At 66.6% G+C, this 18722-nt stretch carries 18 protein-coding genes and 1 tRNA gene; 6 read left to right on the forward strand and 13 right to left on the reverse strand.

Features of this window, described 5'->3' with window-relative positions:
- Positions 1–15 precede the first annotated feature (15 nt).
- Genes dcd through ACFOOQ_RS07115 form a run of 3 tightly spaced genes read right to left on the reverse strand, consistent with a single transcriptional unit; the run spans position 16 to position 1556 of the window.
- Positions 16–570, reverse strand: a complete 555-nt coding sequence (gene dcd / locus ACFOOQ_RS07105) for a dCTP deaminase (RefSeq protein ID WP_379723621.1) — start codon at positions 568–570, stop codon at positions 16–18.
- 58 nt (positions 571–628) lie between these two features.
- Positions 629–850, reverse strand: coding sequence for a hypothetical protein (locus tag ACFOOQ_RS07110; RefSeq protein ID WP_379723624.1), 222 nt, complete (start codon positions 848–850; stop codon positions 629–631).
- Entirely contained in the window at positions 843–1556 is a 714-nt protein-coding gene (locus ACFOOQ_RS07115) for a hypothetical protein (protein ID WP_379723627.1), read from the reverse strand. The genes ACFOOQ_RS07110 and ACFOOQ_RS07115 overlap by 8 nt, the downstream gene beginning before the upstream one ends.
- Positions 1557–1832: 276 nt before the next feature.
- Between ACFOOQ_RS07115 and ACFOOQ_RS07120 the strand changes: the two genes are divergently transcribed.
- Together ACFOOQ_RS07120 and ACFOOQ_RS07125 are read left to right on the forward strand one after the other, a co-directional pair.
- Positions 1833–1907: transfer RNA gene (locus ACFOOQ_RS07120), tRNA-Thr, on the forward strand.
- A gap of 128 nt (positions 1908–2035) precedes the next feature.
- Positions 2036–2590 (forward strand): PAS domain-containing protein, encoded by a 555-nt coding sequence (locus tag ACFOOQ_RS07125; RefSeq protein ID WP_379723630.1) that lies wholly within the window; start codon positions 2036–2038, stop codon positions 2588–2590.
- 9 nt (positions 2591–2599) lie between these two features.
- On the opposite strand, the gene ACFOOQ_RS07130 is transcribed toward ACFOOQ_RS07125, so the two are convergent.
- Positions 2600–2953, reverse strand: coding sequence for a hypothetical protein (locus ACFOOQ_RS07130; RefSeq protein ID WP_379723633.1), 354 nt, complete (start codon positions 2951–2953; stop codon positions 2600–2602).
- Between the two features lie 259 nt (positions 2954–3212).
- Between ACFOOQ_RS07130 and ACFOOQ_RS07135 the strand changes: the two genes are divergently transcribed.
- Positions 3213–3476: a hypothetical protein gene (locus tag ACFOOQ_RS07135; RefSeq protein ID WP_379723636.1), complete on the forward strand. Its 264-nt coding sequence runs from the start codon at positions 3213–3215 to the stop codon at positions 3474–3476.
- A 37-nt stretch (positions 3477–3513) separates the two neighbouring features.
- Here the strand turns inward: ACFOOQ_RS07135 and ACFOOQ_RS07140 are convergent, their stop codons facing one another.
- Positions 3514–4059, reverse strand: a complete 546-nt coding sequence (locus tag ACFOOQ_RS07140) for a PAS domain-containing protein (protein WP_379723639.1) — start codon at positions 4057–4059, stop codon at positions 3514–3516.
- A gap of 228 nt (positions 4060–4287) precedes the next feature.
- On the opposite strand from ACFOOQ_RS07140, the gene ACFOOQ_RS07145 reads away from it, so the two are divergent.
- Positions 4288–5772, forward strand: a complete 1485-nt coding sequence (locus ACFOOQ_RS07145) for a catalase (protein ID WP_379723642.1) — start codon at positions 4288–4290, stop codon at positions 5770–5772.
- 117 nt (positions 5773–5889) lie between these two features.
- Here the strand turns inward: ACFOOQ_RS07145 and ACFOOQ_RS07150 are convergent, their stop codons facing one another.
- The 3 genes from ACFOOQ_RS07150 to ACFOOQ_RS07160 all read right to left on the reverse strand — a co-directional run bounded on the left by ACFOOQ_RS07150 (position 5890) and on the right by ACFOOQ_RS07160 (position 9994).
- A complete protein-coding gene (locus ACFOOQ_RS07150; protein WP_379723645.1) occupies positions 5890–7110 on the reverse strand; it encodes a pentapeptide repeat-containing protein in 1221 nt (406 codons plus the stop codon).
- Positions 7111–7369: 259 nt separating this feature from the next.
- Entirely contained in the window at positions 7370–8590 is a 1221-nt protein-coding gene (locus ACFOOQ_RS07155) for a pentapeptide repeat-containing protein (RefSeq protein ID WP_379723648.1), read from the reverse strand.
- Positions 8591–8743: 153 nt separating this feature from the next.
- Positions 8744–9994 carry a pentapeptide repeat-containing protein gene (locus tag ACFOOQ_RS07160; RefSeq protein WP_379723652.1) on the reverse strand — a complete coding sequence of 417 codons (1251 nt, stop codon included), beginning with the start codon at positions 9992–9994 and terminating at the stop codon, positions 8744–8746.
- Positions 9995–10198: 204 nt separating this feature from the next.
- On the opposite strand from ACFOOQ_RS07160, the gene ACFOOQ_RS07165 reads away from it, so the two are divergent.
- The gene (locus ACFOOQ_RS07165) at positions 10199–10603 is read left to right on the forward strand and encodes a PilZ domain-containing protein (RefSeq protein WP_379723655.1); all 405 of its coding nucleotides are present in this window, start codon (positions 10199–10201) and stop codon (positions 10601–10603) included.
- A gap of 20 nt (positions 10604–10623) precedes the next feature.
- Here the strand turns inward: ACFOOQ_RS07165 and ACFOOQ_RS07170 are convergent, their stop codons facing one another.
- The gene (locus ACFOOQ_RS07170) at positions 10624–12981 is read right to left on the reverse strand and encodes a transketolase (RefSeq protein ID WP_379723658.1); all 2358 of its coding nucleotides are present in this window, start codon (positions 12979–12981) and stop codon (positions 10624–10626) included.
- A gap of 137 nt (positions 12982–13118) precedes the next feature.
- Here ACFOOQ_RS07170 and ACFOOQ_RS07175 point away from each other — a divergent pair, with 137 nt between their 5' ends.
- Positions 13119–13580 (forward strand): Lrp/AsnC family transcriptional regulator, encoded by a 462-nt coding sequence (locus tag ACFOOQ_RS07175; protein WP_379723661.1) that lies wholly within the window; start codon positions 13119–13121, stop codon positions 13578–13580.
- A 6-nt stretch (positions 13581–13586) separates the two neighbouring features.
- On the opposite strand, the gene pyrC is transcribed toward ACFOOQ_RS07175, so the two are convergent.
- The 4 genes from pyrC to ACFOOQ_RS07195 form a co-directional block, all read right to left on the reverse strand.
- On the reverse strand, positions 13587–14636 hold the full coding sequence (gene pyrC, locus ACFOOQ_RS07180; protein ID WP_379723664.1) for a dihydroorotase: 1050 nt from the start codon (positions 14634–14636) through the stop codon (positions 13587–13589).
- A gap of 75 nt (positions 14637–14711) precedes the next feature.
- A complete protein-coding gene (locus ACFOOQ_RS07185; protein WP_379723667.1) occupies positions 14712–15518 on the reverse strand; it encodes an amidohydrolase family protein in 807 nt (268 codons plus the stop codon).
- A 76-nt stretch (positions 15519–15594) separates the two neighbouring features.
- Positions 15595–16887: an MFS transporter gene (locus tag ACFOOQ_RS07190; RefSeq protein ID WP_379723670.1), complete on the reverse strand. Its 1293-nt coding sequence runs from the start codon at positions 16885–16887 to the stop codon at positions 15595–15597.
- A gap of 67 nt (positions 16888–16954) precedes the next feature.
- Complete coding sequence (locus tag ACFOOQ_RS07195; RefSeq protein ID WP_379723673.1) at positions 16955–18676, reverse strand: IlvD/Edd family dehydratase; 1722 nt, start codon at positions 18674–18676, stop codon at positions 16955–16957.
- Between the last annotated feature and the right edge of the window lie 46 nt (positions 18677–18722).

The raw sequence follows: 18722 nt of genomic DNA on the forward strand, positions 1-18722 counted from the left end.
GAATCCAACCCGAACCTACAGCTTCGGCAGGGTGACGCCGCGCTGGCCCATGTATTTGCCGGCGCGGTCAGCATAGCTGGTCTCGCAAGGCTGGTCGCCGTGCAGGAACAGGAACTGGCAGGCGCCCTCGTTGGCATAGATCTTCGCGGGCAACGGCGTGGTGTTGGAGAATTCCAGCGTCACATGGCCTTCCCATTCGGGTTCCAGCGGCGTGACGTTGACGATGATGCCGCAGCGCGCGTAGGTGCTCTTGCCAAGGCAGATCACCAGCACGTCGCGCGGGATGCGGAAATATTCCACCGTGCGGGCCAGCGCAAACGAGTTCGGCGGAATCACGCAGACATCGGTCTCGCGGTCGACGAAGCTGGCCGGCGAGAATTCCTTCGGATCGACCACCGCGCTGTCGACATTGGTGAAGATCTTGAACTCGCGGGCGACCCGCGCGTCGTAGCCGTAGGAGGACAGACCGTAGGAGATGGTGCCCTCACGCTTCTGCGCCTCGACGAAGGGCTCGATCATGCCGTGATCCCTGGCCATCTGGCGGATCCAGATATCGGACATCACGCTCATGCGGTCTTCCCCCCGGGAAACGGATTGGCTGCGCAGCGAAACAACAGGACGATCCCGGTTACGCGTCGCCGCCATCGCGGTCAAGGGCCGGCCCCGAAGGAGCATGGGCCGGCGCGTCGCGGTCTGCCGCAGTGTCCGGCGCCTCACCGGCATCGCGGGCCCGGCCCTGCTGTTTGCGGCGGCCGAGATTGGCGCGCAGCTTCTGCGCCAGCCGCGCCTCGCGCGCGGCGGCATCAAGCCCAGCCCAGTCGGTACGGCCGGAGGGTCCGCGCTCAGGCATGGGCCGCGGTCCCGCCGGCTGCCGTACCGGTGCCGCCACCGACGGTCTCGGCCAGCAGGCGGTGCACGGCAGCGGCCAGTTCGGTCGCGGCCGGCTGCGGCGGCAGAGGCAAGCCGCCGCCGCTCTGCGGCGAGGGGCCGGCGGCACGCGCCAGCGCGGTGTTGCGGTAGCGCGGATCGGCGGTGACTTCGGGCCCGAGCCAGGCCGGCAGCACGAGCGGGTAATCCGCGCGCGGCAGCTCGATCTCGGCCAGCCACAGGCCGTGATGGCGTTCGAGGAAGCGGTCGATCTCCCAGACCAGGGCCTTGCCGGCGAGCGCCGTGCCGGCCAGGGCGTTGTCGATGGCGACTTCGGTATAGGGCAGCCGGTAGCGGATCTTGCTGATCAGATGCTCCGGCGGCAGGTCGGCCAGCATGCGGGCGGCGAAGTCATACTCCACCTCGGCCTCGATCTCGCGACGGGCGGCCCCGGCATCCTGGCTTTTCAGGGTCAGCCAGGCCTGGGACCGGCCGTCGCGGTGCATGGCCGTGCGCAGCCGCACCGACCAGCCATCGACATCGGCGAAATACCCCTGCACCAGCGGCCGGCCAGCCAGGCCGGCGACCACCCCGGTGTCGCGCAGCAGGAACTTGCGCTCGATCTCGGTGCCCATGGAGGGCTGGCCGGTGGCGGCCGGTCGGGTGTCGCGCGGGGGAATGCCGGTCATGCGGGCTCCGGGGAAGGACGGACCAGCGATAGCGAAGCCGCCCCGGCCGAGTCAAGCGCGGCCCCGCAGGATGGGCCCTGCTGCGGCGAAAAGCGCCGATTTCCGCAGCCGGCAGGTTACCCGGCGAAAACCCCTGCGTCCGGCTTGCTTCAGCCGCCGGCCTGTGGCAGTTTCCGCGCCCGACGCCGGCCGGGATGGTTCCAGACCCGCTGCCGGCGTGTCATTTCGGCCTGACTCAGGCGACCGGATCCGTCCGGTCAGGTCCGGCCGAACCGGGCTGCCGTAGCTCAGTGGTAGAGCACCTCATTGGTAATGAGGAGGTCGACAGTTCAATCCTGTCCGGCAGCACCAGCTCTTTTCCTCTATACTTTCATGACAGAATCGGCGGCAGCGGTGTTCCGGCTGGCTCCGAAGGCGTCCCGGAAGCCCCATGGCCAACCGGACCGTTGGGGAATCACCTGGCACAGCCGATGAACGACATGTCAGACCAGCCGATTTTTGCCGATGATCCGATGCTGTCGACCGTGGCGCGCTACTGGACGGCGCAACGGCGCGGCCGGCCGATGCCGCAGCGGACCGACATCGACCCGCTGCACCTGCCGGCATCGGTATGGCCGAACCTGCTGCTCGCCGAGCCGGTCGCCGGCACGAGCGCCATGCGCTACCGCCTGGTCGGCTCCGCCCATGTCGAGCGCTATACCTTCGACTTCACCGGCCGCACCACCACCGAGATCATGCAGGGCAGCTATCGCACCTATATGGAGGCGATCTACAACACGTCGCTGCAGGAAGGCCTGCCGGTCTATTCGGAAAGCGTGTTCCGCTGGGATGCGCGCGGCTATGCCTTCACCCGCCGGCTGATGCTGCCGCTGCAGCATGGCGAGCATGGCATGATCTTCTCGGTGCAGGTCTGGCCGAGCGAACTGCCCTACCTGCCGCGTTCGATCTCCGACCTCAGCGGCACCGGCGCCTTCAAGGACGGCGATTACGTCGTGCTCGACCGCGACAGTTTCCAGCCGCGCAGCGAAGCCTGACGGCCGGCGTCACGGCCCGTGGAAGGTTTCCATATACCGCGTGATGATACGCAGCGGCGTCGGGCCGCTGTTGGTCGCCTTGACGGCCGGGCGACCGTAAGAGCCATAAAGTTCGACCTCGCCGCCGGCCGGCACATCGACACTGCGCCCGATCGGTGCGCCGAATTCGACACGGCCGGGCTGGCTGCCGAGATTGTGGATGGTCATCGTGGTGTAGTTGCCGCGCTCGCCGGTATCCACCACGTCGCTGGCGCCCGGCTTGAGATTGGTCTGCCCCGCCTGCGCCGCCGCCAGCGGTGTCGCCGCAGCCAGCGCGATCAGCAGCAGGCCACGGGTTGCATGTGCACGCCATGTCGTCGTCATCTGTCGTCTGCCTTTCAGGCCGGCCAGCGGGGCCCGGTTCCGGGTCGCGGTCCGGCGTTGCCGACACCAATCTGGCGCGGGGCGGCCGTTCGCCAAGGCCCTCCGCATGCGGCTCTGTGGGGAAAACCGCCACCATGTGTTGTTCATCACGTGGTGACATTCTCGCCCGCATAGTAAAAAACCCAAGTGTCATAAAGTGTTAGGCAATTCCCGTGTCCTGTCATACGATTGCTTTTATCGCTCGACACAGGGGGAAGACATGGGTCAGCGATTTCCGTTCGCCAATTTTTCCATCGACGGCAAGGTGGTCACCGTCATCATGGTTGCAGAATCCGGTGTTGCGACACCGGAGATGGCGCAGCGATCGATGACCGCCTTCAAGCAGCGGCTGAAAAAGGACGACATCGTCCTCGTGGCCCAGGGCGTCAGCCTGTCGCCGACCTTCATCGGCGCGCCCGGCTATGTCGACAAGCTGAAGAACATGCAGCTTGGCGGCGTGCAATGGGGCCAGGTCGAGATGTAGTCGCGGCCGTTGCCGGCCCGACTTACGGCGTTACGATTTACGGCGTTTCAGGCGTTTCATAGGCATCCCGCTCGAAGGCGGCGATATCACTGATCGTGATCTCGTGCTCTTCGACCACGCTGGGGCTGCGCGTGTTGATGGCGCCATCGACCTTGATGCAGCCGAGCAGATGATCCATGCGCAGGCCGTCATCCGACAGCGGCAGCAGCAGGCGCGAATAGCGGATATACGGCCGGCTGGCGAGATGCAGGGTGTTGCTGCGGTAATGCACCTTGGCGCCGAAAGCGGCGATGCAGAATCCCTCGTCGAAGAATTCCCGCAACGGCGAGCGCAGGGCCTCGTCGAGCCACAGGCCATGCAGCCGCGCCTGCACCAGATTCTCGACCTCCTGCCCGGCTAGGCGATAGCGGAAGCGCTGCTCGTCATGGTCGACTTCGATGACGAACAGCGACGGCAGCAGGCTGCGCAGTTCGGTGGGATCGATGGCGGCGCGCGGCGGCGGGAACCGGCTGGTCTTTTTCGACAGCCAGTAGAGATAGAGGCCGCGCAGGTCCTCGTCGTCGATCTTCTCGGCAAACCGCATGGATTTCTTCCATTCCGTTCGTCAGTGATCCGTATACTGGAAGGCGGATGGCGGACCGACAAGGGGCTGTCACATGCCCATGCCTTATGATCGGATGGGACGATTACAAAAGCCAGAATTATGAATTTCCCCTGTGGTTCTGGCCGGTCTAGCCTGTCCAGCATTGTCGGGTCACAGAGACGGCGCAGTTTCCCCCCGGCAGCAGCGCAACCCAGAGGGAGAGCCCCCATGACCAACTCCAAGCAGACCCCCGGCCAGCCCCCGGTCATGACCACCACGGCAGGCGCCCCTGTCGCCGACAACCAGAATTCGATCACCGCCGGTCCGCGCGGCCCGGTGCTGATGCAGGACTACCAGCTGCTCGAGAAGCTGGCGCACCAGAACCGCGAGCGCATCCCCGAGCGCGTGGTGCATGCCAAGGGCTGGGGCGCCTTCGGCACCCTCACCGTGACCCATGACATCAGCAGATACACCCGTGCCAAACTGTTCGGCGCGGTCGGCAAGACCATCGAGATGCTGGCGCGCTTCTCCACCGTGGCCGGCGAGCAGGGCGCCGCCGATGCCGAGCGCGACGTGCGCGGCTTCGCGCTGAAATTCTACACGGAAGACGGCAACTGGGATCTGGTCGGCAACAACACGCCGGTCTTCTTCGTGCGCGACCCGCTGAAATTCCCCGACTTCATTCATACCCAGAAGCGTCATCCGAAAACCAACCTGCGCTCGCCGACGGCGATGTGGGATTTCTGGTCGCTCAGCCCGGAGAGCCTGCACCAGGTCACCATCCTGTTCTCCGACCGCGGCCTGCCGCCCAGCCCGCGCTTCATGAACGGCTACGGCAGCCACACCTACAGCTTCTGGAACGACAGCGGCGAACGCTTCTGGGTGAAATTCCACTTCAAGACCCGGCAGGGCCACAAGTTCCTGACCAACGCGGAATCCGAGACCGTGATCGGCAAGACCCGCGAGAGCTATCAGGAAGACCTGTTCGGTTCGATCGAGAAGGGTGACTATCCGCAATGGACGCTGTTCGTCCAGGTGATGCCGGAAGCCGAGGCGACGAAGACGCCCTACAATCCCTTCGACCTGACCAAGGTCTGGCCGCATGGCGACTATCCGCTGATCGAGGTCGGCGTGATGGAACTGAACCGCAACCCGGACAATTACTTCGCCGAGATCGAGCAGGCCGCCTTCTCGCCGTCGAACGTGGTGCCCGGCATCGGCCATTCGCCGGACAAGATGCTGCAGGCCCGCATCTTCTCCTACGCCGATGCGCATCGCTATCGCCTCGGCACCCATTACGAGGCGCTGCCGGTCAACCAGCCGAAATGCCCGGTGCATCACTACCACAAGGACGGCGCCATGCGGTTCTTCCGCAACGACACCGGCAACCCGGATGCCTATTACGAGCCGAATTCGATGAACGGCCCGCAGCAGGATCCTTCCGTGGCCGAACCGCCGCTGAAGATCGACGGCGCCGCCGACCGCTACGACCACCGCGCCGGCAATGACGATTACAGCCAGCCCGGCGCGCTGTTCCGCCTGATGACGGCCGACCAGCAGGGCCGCCTGATGGACAATATCGCCGCCGCCATGAACGGCGTGCCGGAAGCGATCCAGCGCCGCCAGATCGCGCATTTCGCCAAGGCCGACCCGGCCTATGGTGCAGGCGTCGCCAAGCGGCTGGGCATCAAACCCGCGCTGGCCGCGGAATAACCGCACCGCGCGCCCGAAAGACACCGGCCGGCCCCGCAAGGGACCGGCCGTTTTCTGTTCTGGGGGCCGGCCCCGCAAGGGACCGGCCGTTTTCTGTTCGTGAGAAGCGCCGGCCGTTCAGGCGGCGCCGCTGAGGCCGAGGCAGTCGCGCAGGTCGGCGCCGGCCATGTTGACGCGGGCCAGCTTGGCCTGGGTCAGGTCGATATGATCGAGTACGGCGCCGCGCAGGTCGGCGCCGGTCAGGTCGGTGGCGATCATCAGCGGATAGACGGTGCGGCCGGTCTTGCCGTTGCCGGCACTGTAGAGCGGTGCGCCGACCAGCTTGGCGCCACGGAAGGTGGCGCCGGCCAGGTTGCTGTTGGTGAAATTCACCCCGCCGAGATCGGCCTGGTCGAAATTGGAATGCGGCAGGTCGGCACCGATGAAGCTGGCGAACAGCAATTGCGCCGAACTGAAATCGGCGCCCTTGAGGTCGCAGCCATGCAGCTCGGCGCCCCGCAGGTCGCAGCTCGAAAAGTCGCAGCCGGGCAGCTTCATGCCGCTGAGGATGGCGCGCTGGCCGTCGGCACCGCCGGTGGCGATCCAGCGGCTGTGCGCCTGCAGGATCACATCGACCTCGGCCGGCAGGTTGGCGGCCTTGCGGTACACCGAATTGGAAAGGTCGACGCCTTTCAGGTTGACCTTGCTGAGATCGACATTGCGCAGGTTGGCCCCGCGCAGGTCGGCCCCCTGCAGCAATGCACCTTCGAGCCGCGCGCCGATCAGGTTGACGTCCTTGAGCCGCGCCATGGTCAGGTTGGCGCCCGACAGATCGGCGCCGGCCAGGTTGACCGAGAACAGGCTGGCATTGGCGAAATTGGCGCCGGTCGCCGACGAGACCGAGAGATTGGCCTCGTCGAGCTGCGCCGAGCGCAGGTCGGCACCGTCGAGCTTGGCTTCGCTCAGGTTCGCCGCCTGGGAGCGGCTGGCACCGCTGTCGAGGACGATCTGGCCCGGCCGCAGGTCGGCCTGGTTAAGCGACGCGCCGCGCAGGATGGCGCGCATCATGTTGCCGCCGCGCAGATCGGCGCGATCGAGGATGGCACCCGACAGATCGGCGCGCATGAAATCGGCGGCGAACAGGTCGGCGCGGCGCAGTTCCGCCTTCACCAGCGAGGCCCCGGTGAACTGGCAGCGCGACAATACGGCGTCGTTCAGCTTGGCGCTGTCGAGCCGCAGCCAGGTGAAATCCTCGCCCTTGCGCTGCAGCCGCTCGCCGTCGCCGCGTCCGCCAGCCCAGGCGGCATGGCGTGACAGCGCAACGGTGATCTGCTGCGACGGGAAACGGAGGTCGACCATCCGCGCACACTCTCCTGACGCGCAAAGGTTAAGTTAACGTTCTGGTAACCAGATTAGTCCGCCGGTGACACTCGTATCAAGAGAGTTCGCCACCTGGCATTCCTCGCCGGCCGTTTATAATCATCCCGGGAACCCTGGAGCTCCGGCAGACCGGGTCCCCCGCCGGGCGCGCCAACCTACTCTGCTGGCTGCGGGCCGGCCCGTTGAAATCCGGTAATGACAGGAAAATCCGGGGGCCGGACGGGGGGCCGGCGCCGGTTCAGCCGCGTCGCAGGCCGGTGCAGTTGCGCAAATCGGCGCCCGACAGGTTGGCGCCGGTGAGGGTGACACCGGTGAAATCGATGCCCTCGAGGCCGGCGCCGCGCAGGTCGGCACCGGTCAGGTCGGCACCATCGAAGCGCGGGAACACCATCTTGCCGGTCCGCTGGTTCAGGGCGTTGTAGATATCGACGCCGAACACCCGGCTGCCGCGCCAACGGCTCTTGGTCAGATTGGCGCCGGAAAAATTGGAGCCGCCGGCATCGGCCAGATCGAACACCGCCTCCTGCAGCTCGGCCTTGAGAAAACTGGTAAACATCAGCTGGGCATTGCTGAAATCGGCACCCTTCAGCGAGGCCTCGTGCAGTTCGGCCGCCCGCAGGTCGCAGCTGGCAAAACTGCAGCCATCGAGATTGCGACCGCTGAGATCGGCGCGGCTGCCCTCGGCACCGCCGGTGGCGATCCACAGGCTGTGCAGCTTCAGGATGTCCTCGATTTCCGGCGGCAGCGCCTCGCCCGTGCGATACACCGCACCCTGCAGGGAGACCCCCTCGATATTGACCACGCTGAGATCGACATTGCGCAGGTTGGCACCGCGCAGATCGCAGCCTTTCATCTGCGCACCGGCCAGATTGGCCCCGACCAGATTGGCGTCCTTCATGCGGGCGCCGGTCAGGTTGGCACCGGCCAGGTCGGCGCCGGCCAGGTTGACGGCAAACAGGCTGGCATTGGCAAAGGATGCACCCTTGGCCGAGGAGACCGCCATGCTGGCCTGGTCGAGCTGGGCATTCTTCAGATCGGCGCCGTCGAGCTTGGCGCCGTCGAGATTGGCGTTGACCTGTTTGCTTTCGTTGGTCTCCGCGATCATCACCTGGCCCGGCCGCAGGTCGACCTGGTTGAGCGAGGCATGGCGCAGCACGGTCCGGCACAGATTGGCGCCGCGCAGATCGGCGCGGTCCAGCACCACGCGGGTCAGATCGGCATTCTGGAAGTCGGCGCAGAACAGGTCGGCCCGGCGCATCTGCGCCCCGGCCATCGAGGAATCGCCGAAGTCCGCCCGCGACAGGATGGCGTCATCGAGCATCGCGCCATCGAGGCGCAGCCTGGCATACTGGCCGCCCGGCTGCTGCAGACGCACGCCGCCCGGCCGACCGGCCAGAAAGGCAGCATGGCGCGACAGCACCACCTGCACGTCATTGGGGGGGATCAGACGTTCGACCATGAATGTTGCAATTCTTGCAGATTCTAACGAAGATTGTTTCTTACACGCGAGCATACAACCATGCTTTCACACAGCGTGAAATAGCAATTGCGTGAGAATCGACGGTTTTGTGACAGCCACTCGCAGCCTGGCCGGCTGCGGTTCAGGCCTGCTTCAGGCGCGCCGCCCGCTGCGCATCCCGGTGCACTGGCGCAGTTCCGTGCCGGCGATATTCACCTTGTCGAACACAGTGCTGGCGAAATCGACGCCCTCGATGACGGCGCCGCGCAGATCGCAGCCGGTGAGGTCGGCATTGTCGAACCGCGGAAAGATGATCTTGCCGGTGCGCTGGTTCAGCGCGTTGTAGATCTCGACGCCGACCAGCTGTGCTCCGCGCAGCGCGGCGCCGGCGAGCAGGGCGCCCGACATGTTGGCGCCGCCCATGCTGGCCTGGTCGAAATTCGCCTTGCGCAGATCGGCACCGCTGAAGCTGGTGAACAGCAGCTGCGAACGCGAGAAAAAAGCGCCGGCGAGATTGGTGTCCTGGAACACCGCGGCGCGCAGATCGCAGCTCGAGAAATCGATGCCCGGCAGCTTCATGTTGCTGAACACCGCACGTTCGCCGGCCTCGCCGTTCGAGGCGATCCATTTGCCATGCGCCGACAGCTTGGCCTCGATCTCCGGCGGCAGCTGGGCCTTGCCCTCGCGATAGACGGCACCCTGCAGGTTGGCGCCGGTCAGATCGACATCGGAGAGATCGACGCTGCGCAGGTTGGCGCCGCGCAGGTCGCAGCCGGCCAGCTTGGCGCCGGCCAGATCGGCACCGACGAAGGTGGTTTCCTTCAGCCGGGCGCCGGAAAAATCGGCGCCTTGCAGGTTGGCGCCGGTGAGATTCACCGCAAACAGCGAGGCGCCGCCGAAGCTGGCACCGACCGCGCTGACATTGGTCAGGTTGGCCTGGTCCATGTTGGCATGGCGCAGGTTGGCCTCGTCGAGATTGGCGCCCGACATGTTGACCGGCACGTCCTGGCCGGCGCCGACATCGCCGGGGCTGCCTTCCTTTTCATGACGGACGATCTGGCCCGGCCGCAGGTCAGCCTGGCGGAACGAGGTCTGCTTGAGCATCGCCATCAGGAAATTGGCGCCACGCAGATCGGCGCGGTCGAATTGCGTGTGGGTCAGATCGGCGCGGGTGAAATCGGCGCTGAACAGATCGGCGCGGGCGAATTGCGCCGATTTCAGCGAGGCCCCGGCAAAGCTGCAGCCCGGCAGGATGGCATCGTCGAGGTTCGCACCATCGAGCTTGAGATCGGCAAAATCCCCCCCGCGGCGCTGCAGGCGCTCGCCGCCGGGCCGACTGGTCAGGTAAGCATTGTGGCGCGACAGGGCCCAGATGATGGACTCTGGCGGCAGGCGCGCGGTCATGGCGAACTTCGTGCTGAGGGCGGACGATATGTGACGGATTCGACTGCCACTTTAGATAAACCGACTCCGCTTCGCCATGCTTTTGTCACACCGAATGCCGTCAGTCTGCCGTCGCGGAACTGCCACGGGAATACCATGGCAATTCCCCTTCCCTGCATCGGGCCGGCCGGCTAGTCTGTGCCCAACCAGGGGAGACGAGGGCCTATGGCCACCGCCAAGACGACAACCGCCGACACCGCTGCCGAAACCGAACAGGATGGCCGCAATCGCCGCCGCTTCGACCGGCGCGATACCAAAATCACGGCCCGGCTCGACCATCCGGGCGGCCAGATCGAGGGCACGGTGACCAACCTGTCGCTGGAAGGCTGCCTGTTTTCCCCGGTCATCGACCTGCCGGTCGGCAGCCGCGTCAAGCTGCGGCTGGCCGGCGAAAAGCCGGTGTCGGCCACGGTGAAAGGCGTCAGCGAACGCGGCGTGCATTGCCTGCTGCATGCCGGCGGCGTCACTCTGGGCCGGCTGTCGGCCGATCTCGATGACATGGCGCTGCTGATGCTGAGCGCCGGCCGGCCACATCAGCCGGGCAAGAAGAAAACCGACACCGAAGACTAGGATTCTGGCCCGCGCGTCCTTCAGACCGCCTGCTTGCGTCGGCGTGCCGGCGCACCCGGTGTGAGCGTTTCCGCCGCCGCGATGATCGCGTTGGCATCCAGCCCGTAATAGGCATAAAGGTCGTCGATATCGCCGGTCTGGCCGAAACGGTCGACGCCGAGCGCCTCGATGCGATGCCCGGCCACGCCGCCGAGCCAGGCCAGCGTCGCCGGATGACCGTCGAGTACGCTGACGATGCCGCAGTTGCGCGGCAGGCCTGACAGCAAAATTTCCACATGGCTCGGCGCTGCATCGCGGCCATCGCGCCGCGCACGCCGTGATGCCTGCCAGCCGACATGCAGCCGGTCGGCCGAGGTCACCGCCAGCAGGCCGATATCGCGGCGGGCCTCGCCGAGCAGGCCGGCCGCCGCGATGGCTTCCGGCGCCACCGCGCCGCTGTAGGCGATCACCAGCTCGGCATTCGGCCCCGGCCGGCGCAGCCAGTAGGCCCCGGCGGCGATGTCGCGCGCGAGGTCGGGCGTGATCTGGCGCTTCGGCTGTTCCAGCGCGCGGGTCGACAGGCGCAGGTAGACCGCGCCGCCATCGTCGCGCTGCATGTGGTCGAAGCCCCAGCGCATCACGGTGGCGAGTTCGTCGACGAAAGCCGGTTCGAAAGACGCCAGGCCATCCTGCGCCATGCCGATCAGCGGCGTGGCAATGGATTGATGCGCGCCACCTTCGGGCGCCAGGGTGATGCCCGACGGCGTCGCCGCCACCATGAAGCGCGCATTCTGGTAGCAGGCGTAGTTGAGCGCATCGAGGCCGCGCTGGATGAACGGATCATACAGCGTGCCGACCGGCAGCAGGCGTTCGCCGTTGATCTCGTGCGACAGGCCAAGCGCCGACAGCATGATGAACAGGTTCATCTCGGCGATGCCGAGTTCGACATGCTGGCCGCGCGGCGAGAAATCCCAGGCGAACATCGACGGGATTTTCTCTTTCCTGAACTGGTCGGCCATCTCGGCCCGTGCGAACAGGCCACGGCGGTTGACCCAGGGACCGAGATTGGTCGAGACGGTGACATCCGGCGACGTGGTGACCAAGCGTCGCGCCAGTTCGCTGTCGCTGCGTGCCAGTTCCTGCAGGATCAGGCCGAAGCCCTGCTGGGTCGACAGCTGCGCCGTTGCGGGGAAAGCCAGTTCGGCCGGCACGTCGATGACCGGCGCCTGCAGCCGACGGCGGCCGGCCTGCGCAAACGGCACGGCATCGAGAAATGCCTGCAGCATGGCGGGGTCATGATCGAGACCCTCGAACCGGTCCCATTCATGGCCTGGGCGGATCGCCTGCGTCGCGCGCCAGCTTTCCATCTGGGCCACCGTCATCAGGCCGGCATGGTTGTCCTTGTGGCCCTGGAACGGCAGGCCGACGCCCTTGATGGTATAGGCGATGAAGCAGACCGGCCGGTCATGGTCGATGGCCTCAAAGGCCTCGACCATGCTGGCCATGTCGTGGCCGCCAAGGTTGGACATCAGCGCCAGCAGCTCGGCGTCGCTGCGCCGGCCGATCAGCGCTGACACCGGCCCCTGGTCGCCGATCTCGTCCTCCAGCCGCTTGCGAAACGCGGCGCCGCCCTGGAAGCACAAGGCGGCATAGACCTGGTTCGGGCAGGCATCGATCCAGGCTTTCAGCGCCGCGCCGCCGGGCTCGGCAAAGGCCGCCTGCATCAGCCGGCCGTATTTGACGATCACCACCTCCCAGCCGAAGTTGCGGAACATCGACTCGAATTTTTCCCACAGCCCTTCACGCACCACGGCGTCGAGGCTCTGGCGGTTGTAGTCGACCACCCACCAGGTGTTGCGCAGGCCATGCTTCCAGCCTTCGAGCAACGCCTCGAAGATATTGCCCTCGTCCATCTCGGCATCGCCGATCAGGGCGATCATGCGGCCCGCGCGGCGGTCCTGCATCCAGCCATGCGCCGTGACATAATCCTGCGCCAGCGACGAGAACAGGGTCTGCGCCACGCCGAGGCCGACCGAGCCGGTGGAGAAATCGACATCGTCGATATCCTTGGTGCGCGACGGATAGGATTGCGCGCCGCCGAAGCCGCGGAAATTCTCCAGCTTGTCGCGGGTCTGCAGGCCGAACAGATACTGGATGGCATGGAAGACCGGACTCGCATGCGGCTTCACGGCGACGCGGTCTTCCGGCTTCAGCACGGCGAAATACAGCGCCGCCATGATGGTCGCCAGCGAGGCCGAGGAGGCCTGGTGGCCGCCGACCTTGAGGCCGTCGCGATTGGCGCGCAGGTGGTTGGCGTGATGGATGGTCCAGGACGACAGCCACAGCACCTTGCGGGACAGGGCGGAGAGGATTTCGAGGCGGGCGGGATCGACGGGCATGGCGGCCACCGGAAGCTGGGATGAGGCCCCGAGTCTAGCAGCAGCCCGGCAACGGAAATTCCCAAACCGTTATCGCCAATGGCACGTTTCATAGTATAATTCACCAGTATTTTGATAAATCATGGAAAACTATTCCAATGACCACCATCGACACCATCGACCGCAAGATCCTCCGGGCGCTGCAGGCCGACAGCCGGCTGACCATGCAGGAACTGGCCGACCGGGTCGGCCTGTCAGTGTCGCCCTGCCACCGCCGGGTCAAGCTGCTGGAAGAGCGCGGCGTGATCTCGGGCTATATCGCCCGGGTCGACCAGAAGGCGCTCGGCCTGCCGGTCAGCGTGTTCATCTCGATCAAGCTGGCGCGCCAGAAGGAGGAAGATCTCGACCGCTTCGCCGCCGCGATCTCGGCCTGGGAAGAGGTGCTGGAATGCTACCTGATGACGGGACCGCGCGATTACCTGCTGCGCGTGGTCGCCGCCGACCTCGCCTCCTATGAAGCCTTTCTGAAAAACAAACTGACCCGGCTCGACGGCGTTGCCTCGATCGAATCGAGCTTCGCGCTCACCCAGGTGAAATATTCGATTGCGTTGCCGGTCTAGAGCGTATCAGGCGGCCGACAGGGTCCAGGCCGCGCCGCATTCCGGCGCGAAGACGACGACGCGGTCGCCCTCGATCTCGACATCCTGCGGCGCTTCCGCCGCCGCCAGCGCGAGACGGATTTTCCCCTCGTTGAGCGGCAGGCCGTAGAAGCGCGGACCGTTCAGCGACGCGAAGGCCTCCAGCCTGTCGAGCGCGGCTTCCTCGTGGAAGACCTGGGCATAGGCCTGCATGGCGGTCGGCGCATTGAAGATGCCGGCGCAGCCGCAGGCGGCTTCCTTGGTATGGGCCAGATGCGGCGCCGTGTCGGTGCCGAGGAAATAGCAGGCCGCGCCCGAGGTGGCGGCCTTGCGCAGCGCCAGGCGATGGCGTTCGCGCTTGGCGATCGGCAGGCAGTAGAGATGCGGCCGGATGCCGCCCTCGAACAGCGACGAGCGGTTGATCATCAGGTGATGCGGCGTGATCGTCGCGCCGAGGCGCGGACCGCCCTCGCGCACCACCTCTGCCGCTTCCGCCGTGGTGATATGCTCCAGCACGACCTTCAGCGCGGGGAAATCCTTCAGCAGCGGCAGCAGGATGCGCTCGATGAAGACCTGCTCGCGGTCGAAGATGTCGACGGTATGGTCGGTCACCTCGCCATGCACCAGCAAGGGCATGCCGATCCGCTGCATGACCTCCAGCACCGGATAGATGTGGCGGATATCGGTCACGCCATGCTGCGAGTTGGTGGTGGCGCCGGCCGGATAGAGCTTGGCGGCGACCCAGACGTGGTCGGCGAAGCCGCGTTCGATCTCGGCCTTGTCGATGCTGTCGGTGAGATACGCCGTCATCAGCGGCCGGAAATCGCTGCCGGCCGGCAGCGCCGCCAGGATGCGGTCGCGATAGGCAGAGGCCAGCGCCACGGTGGTCACCGGCGGCTTCAGGTTCGGCATCACGATGGCGCGGGCGAACTGGGCGGCGGTATGCGGCAGCACGGCCGCCATCACCGCGCCGTCGCGTAAGTGCGCATGCCAGTCGTCGGGGCGGCGGATGGTGACGGCGGTGCTGGCAGGGCTCATGGCGCGGGAATTCCGGTGAAGGGCGGACGGTCCCTACATAGGACGTCCGCCCGGCTCCGGTCCAGCGTCAGGTGGTTACGGAAACCCGTACAGCCGGCGCGCGTTATCCGACAGCACGCGATTGCGGGTGGCCGCGTCGGGCACCCAGTCGGCCAGCAGGTCGAGCAGGTCGCCGACATTGGGCATATGGCCCCAGGTGGCGACATGCGGCCAGTCGGAGCCCCAGATGCAGCGGTCCGAGGCCGCCTCGATCAGCGCGCGGGCCAGCGGGATGGTGTCGTGGTAGGGGAACCCCGCCGTGCTGAGCCGATAGGCGCCCGACAGCTTGACCCAGGCGCCGTCGCGCACCAGCCCGAGCAGATGCTGGAAGCCCGGATGGGCGACGCCTTCGTCGGCCGGCAGATGGCCCATATGGTCGACCACCAGCGGCGTGCGCAGCCGCGACAGCCGCGGCGCCAGCGTCGGAAGCTCGCGGGCATCGAGCAGCAGCTGCAGATGCCAGTCCATCGAGCGGCAGATCGCGTCGTATTCCTCGAGCGCCTGCAGGGTCGGCCCGCCGGCGAACAGCGCGTTGATGCGCAGGCCCCGCACGCCCTGCTCGCGCAGGGCGGCGTAATCGCGTTCCGGCAGCCCGGGATCGACGACAGCGACCCCGCGCAGGCGCTGCGGATGCGCCCGCAGGGTCTCCAGCATCAGGCGGTTGTCGGTGCCATGCACGCTGACCTGCACCAGTACGCCGTAAGCGGCACCGATGGCGTCGAGCATGCCGGTATACATGGCGGCCGTGGCATCCGGCGCGGTGTAGTTGCGCACCGGCTCCAGCGGCCAGGCAGGCGGCGACCCGATCACATGGGCATGGGTGTCGACAGCACCCGCCGGCATGGCGAAGCGCGTCGGGCCATGGGGCTTCGGGTCGGGCCCCGGGCAATCCGGGATCCGACCCTGTGGGTTTTGGGGCTCAGTCATCGGCTTCCAGCACCTTGCCGCGGGTTTCCGGCAACAGCACGGCGGCGATGAACAGCAGGCCGTAAGCCAGCACCGCGAAGATCGCGATGGCTTCCGACAGCGGTATGGTCGCCGACAGATAGCCGACCAGGGTGGGGAATAGCGCGCCCAGGCCGCGGCCGAAGTTATAGGCAAAGCCCTGGCCCGAACCGCGCAGGCGGGTCGGGAACAGTTCGGTCAGGAAGGCGCCGACGCCGGAGAAATAGGCCGAGGCGCAGAAGCCGAGCGGAAAGCCGAGGAACAGCATGACCTCGTTCGACAGTGGCAGCCGCGTATAGGCGATCACCAGCACCGAGGCGAGGATGGCGAAGGTGATGAACAGCTTGCGGCGGCCGATGCGGTCAGCGAGCCAGGCGCCGGCGACATAGCCGACGAAGCTGCCGGCGATCAGCATGGCAAGATAGCCGGTCGAGCCGACCACGGTGAGATGTCGTTCGCTGCGCAGGAAGGTCGGCAGCCAGGAGGTGACGGCGTAATAGCCGCCCTGGGCACCGGTGCCGAGCAGCGCGGCCAGCAGGGTGGTCTTCAGGATATTGGGGGCGAAGATTTCCCAGATCGACGGCTTGGCGCGATGGGCGGCATCGGCGCTGCGGGTTTTCGCCGCGATCACCGGTTCGTCGACATAGCGGCGCAGGAAGAAGATCAGCACGGCGGGGATCGCGCCGAGGCCGAACATCCAGCGCCACGCCATCTCCGGCGGCAGCAGGCTGTAGCAGACGAACTGCAGCAGCACGGCGACGCCCCAGCCGACCGCCCAGCCCGACTGCACGGTGCCGACGGCCCGGCCGCGGTATTCGGCGCGGATCGTCTCGCCCATCAGCACGGCGCCGGCGGCCCATTCGCCGCCGAAGCCGAGACCCAGCAGGGCGCGAGCGACGAACAGCTGCTCGTAATTCTGCGCGAAGGCGCAGAGCAGGGTGAAGAACGAGAACCACAGGATGGTGAACTGCAAGGCGCGCACGCGGCCGACGCGGTCGGACATGTAGCCGACCAGCCAGCCGCCGACGGCCGACGCCAGCAGCGTGATGGTGACGGCAAGGCCCGCCGTGCCGCGGTCGACCTGCCACAGCGCGATCAGCGTGCCGATCACCAGCGGATAGATCATGAAATCCATCGCATCCAGCGTCCAGCCGACAAAGCAGGCCCAGAAGGTGCGTCGCTCGGAGGCATTCATGTCGCGGAAAAATGCACCCAGGCTGGTATCGCCGCCAGTGACCGGGGCGGCGGTGGTTTTTATGCTGCTCATGCGTCTCTCCCTTGTCTGCCGGGCGATGCCGGCATCCTTTGTTGTGCAGTCCGGGGTCGTGAAAGGGTTACGGCACCTTCGTCGTGATCGCGGGCACCGCGAAATCGAAGTCGCAGCCGCGCTCGGCCTGGGTCACCGTATCGAAATACAGCCGTTCATAGCCACGCCGCCCCTCGCCGGTGGGCAGCGGCGGCAGCGCGGCGCGACGTTTCGCCAGCGCGGCATCGTCGACCAGCAGGTCGATGCGCCGCCCGGCGGTGTCGAGCCGGATGCGGTCGCCGGTGCGCACCAGCGCCAGCGGGCCGCCGGCGGCGGATTCCGGCGCGATATGCAGCACGATGGTGCCATAGGCCGTGCCGCTCATGCGCGCATCGGAGATGCGGACCATGTCCTTGACGCCGGCCTGCGCCAGTTTCTTCGGGATCGGGATATAGCCGGCCTCCGGCATGCCCGGCGCGCCTTTCGGTCCGGCGTTGCGCAGCACCAGGATGTCGTCGGGCTTCACGTCGAGATCCGGACTGTCGAGCCGCGCCGCCATGTCGGGCAGGCTGTCGAACACCACGGCACGCCCCTCATGCTGCAGCAGGCTTTGCGTGGCGGCGGCCTGCTTGATGATGGCGCCGTCCGGCGCGAGGTTGCCGCGCAGCACCGCCATGGCGCCGTTCCTGTAGACCGGCGCCGCCATGGTGCGGACCACATCCTGCGGCCAGCCCGCCGGCGCGGCATCGATATTCTCGCCGAGCGTCTTTCCCGTCACCGTGAGGCAGTCGCGTTCCAGCAGGGCGCCCAGTTCGCGCAGGATCGGCGTCAGGCCGCCGGCCTTGTAGAGGTCTTCCATGTAATGCTGGCCGGTCGGCTTCAGGTCGACCAGCACCGGGGTCTCGCGGCCGAGTTCATCGAACCCTTCGAGGTCGATGCCGATGCCGAGCCGGCCGGCCATGGCGGTCAGATGGATCAGCGCGTTGGTGCTGCCGCCGACGGCAAGCAGCACGCGCAGCGCATTGCGGAAGGCCGCCGGGGTCATGATCTTGTCGGGCGTCAGGCCCTCGGCCGCCATGGCGACGGCGCGCGCACCGGTGCGTTCGGCCAGCCGGCGGCGTTCGGCATGCACGGCGGGTACCGCGGCGCCGCCCGGCAGCATCATGCCCATGGCCTCGACGGTCAGCGCCATGGTGCTGGCGGTGCCCATCACGCCGCAGGTGCCGATGGTCGGCGCCAGCTCGCCGTTGACCTCGTTGATCTCGTCGTCGCTGACCTCGCCGGCACGATAGCGCGCCCAGAAGCGGCGGCAGTCGGTGCAGGCGCCGAGCTTCTCGCCGCGCCATGACCCCGCCAGCATGGGACCGGTCACCAGCATGATGGCCGGCACATTGGCGCTGGCGGCGCCCATCAGCAGGGCCGGCACTGTCTTGTCGCAGCCGCCGAGCAGGATCACGGCATCCATCGGCTGGGCGCGGATCATCTCTTCCGCGTCCATGGCCATCAGGTTGCGCAGATACATGCTGGTCGGGTTGGAAAAGCTTTCCTGGATCGAGATCACCGGGAACGGTACGGGGATGCCGCCCGACAGCATGACGCCGCGGGACGCCGCCTCGATCAGGTCGGGGACATTGCGGTGGCAGGCATTGTAGCCGGACGCCGTGTCGACGATGCCGATGATCGGCCGGTCGAGCGCATCGTCGGTATAACCGAGCGCCTTGATGAAGGCCTTGCGCAGAAAGACGGAAAAACCGGCATCGCCATAGTTGGCGAGGTTCCGGCGCATTCCGCCGGGATGGGATTTGGACATAGACTGGGCGCTCCTTGAAGGAGAGCATTGACAATCCTTAACAAGA

This window comes from Ferrovibrio xuzhouensis (assembly GCF_042648965.1).
In the GTDB taxonomy this organism is placed as follows: Bacteria; Pseudomonadota; Alphaproteobacteria; order Ferrovibrionales; family Ferrovibrionaceae; genus Ferrovibrio; species Ferrovibrio xuzhouensis.

Coding starts and splice junctions, on each gene's coding strand:
- dcd (WP_379723621.1), bottom strand. CDS start 570: ATGAGCGTGATGTCCGATATCTGGATCCGCCAGATGGCCAGGGATCAC.
- ACFOOQ_RS07110 (WP_379723624.1), bottom strand. CDS start 850: ATGCCTGAGCGCGGACCCTCCGGCCGTACCGACTGGGCTGGGCTTGAT.
- ACFOOQ_RS07115 (WP_379723627.1), bottom strand. CDS start 1,556: ATGACCGGCATTCCCCCGCGCGACACCCGACCGGCCGCCACCGGCCAG.
- ACFOOQ_RS07125 (WP_379723630.1), top strand. CDS start 2,036: ATGTCAGACCAGCCGATTTTTGCCGATGATCCGATGCTGTCGACCGTG.
- ACFOOQ_RS07130 (WP_379723633.1), bottom strand. CDS start 2,953: ATGACGACGACATGGCGTGCACATGCAACCCGTGGCCTGCTGCTGATC.
- ACFOOQ_RS07135 (WP_379723636.1), top strand. CDS start 3,213: ATGGGTCAGCGATTTCCGTTCGCCAATTTTTCCATCGACGGCAAGGTG.
- ACFOOQ_RS07140 (WP_379723639.1), bottom strand. CDS start 4,059: ATGCGGTTTGCCGAGAAGATCGACGACGAGGACCTGCGCGGCCTCTAT.
- ACFOOQ_RS07145 (WP_379723642.1), top strand. CDS start 4,288: ATGACCAACTCCAAGCAGACCCCCGGCCAGCCCCCGGTCATGACCACC.
- ACFOOQ_RS07150 (WP_379723645.1), bottom strand. CDS start 7,110: ATGGTCGACCTCCGTTTCCCGTCGCAGCAGATCACCGTTGCGCTGTCA.
- ACFOOQ_RS07155 (WP_379723648.1), bottom strand. CDS start 8,590: ATGGTCGAACGTCTGATCCCCCCCAATGACGTGCAGGTGGTGCTGTCG.
- ACFOOQ_RS07160 (WP_379723652.1), bottom strand. CDS start 9,994: ATGACCGCGCGCCTGCCGCCAGAGTCCATCATCTGGGCCCTGTCGCGC.
- ACFOOQ_RS07165 (WP_379723655.1), top strand. CDS start 10,199: ATGGCCACCGCCAAGACGACAACCGCCGACACCGCTGCCGAAACCGAA.
- ACFOOQ_RS07170 (WP_379723658.1), bottom strand. CDS start 12,981: ATGCCCGTCGATCCCGCCCGCCTCGAAATCCTCTCCGCCCTGTCCCGC.
- ACFOOQ_RS07175 (WP_379723661.1), top strand. CDS start 13,119: ATGACCACCATCGACACCATCGACCGCAAGATCCTCCGGGCGCTGCAG.
- pyrC (WP_379723664.1), bottom strand. CDS start 14,636: ATGAGCCCTGCCAGCACCGCCGTCACCATCCGCCGCCCCGACGACTGG.
- ACFOOQ_RS07185 (WP_379723667.1), bottom strand. CDS start 15,518: ATGCCGGCGGGTGCTGTCGACACCCATGCCCATGTGATCGGGTCGCCG.
- ACFOOQ_RS07190 (WP_379723670.1), bottom strand. CDS start 16,887: ATGAGCAGCATAAAAACCACCGCCGCCCCGGTCACTGGCGGCGATACC.
- ACFOOQ_RS07195 (WP_379723673.1), bottom strand. CDS start 18,676: ATGTCCAAATCCCATCCCGGCGGAATGCGCCGGAACCTCGCCAACTAT.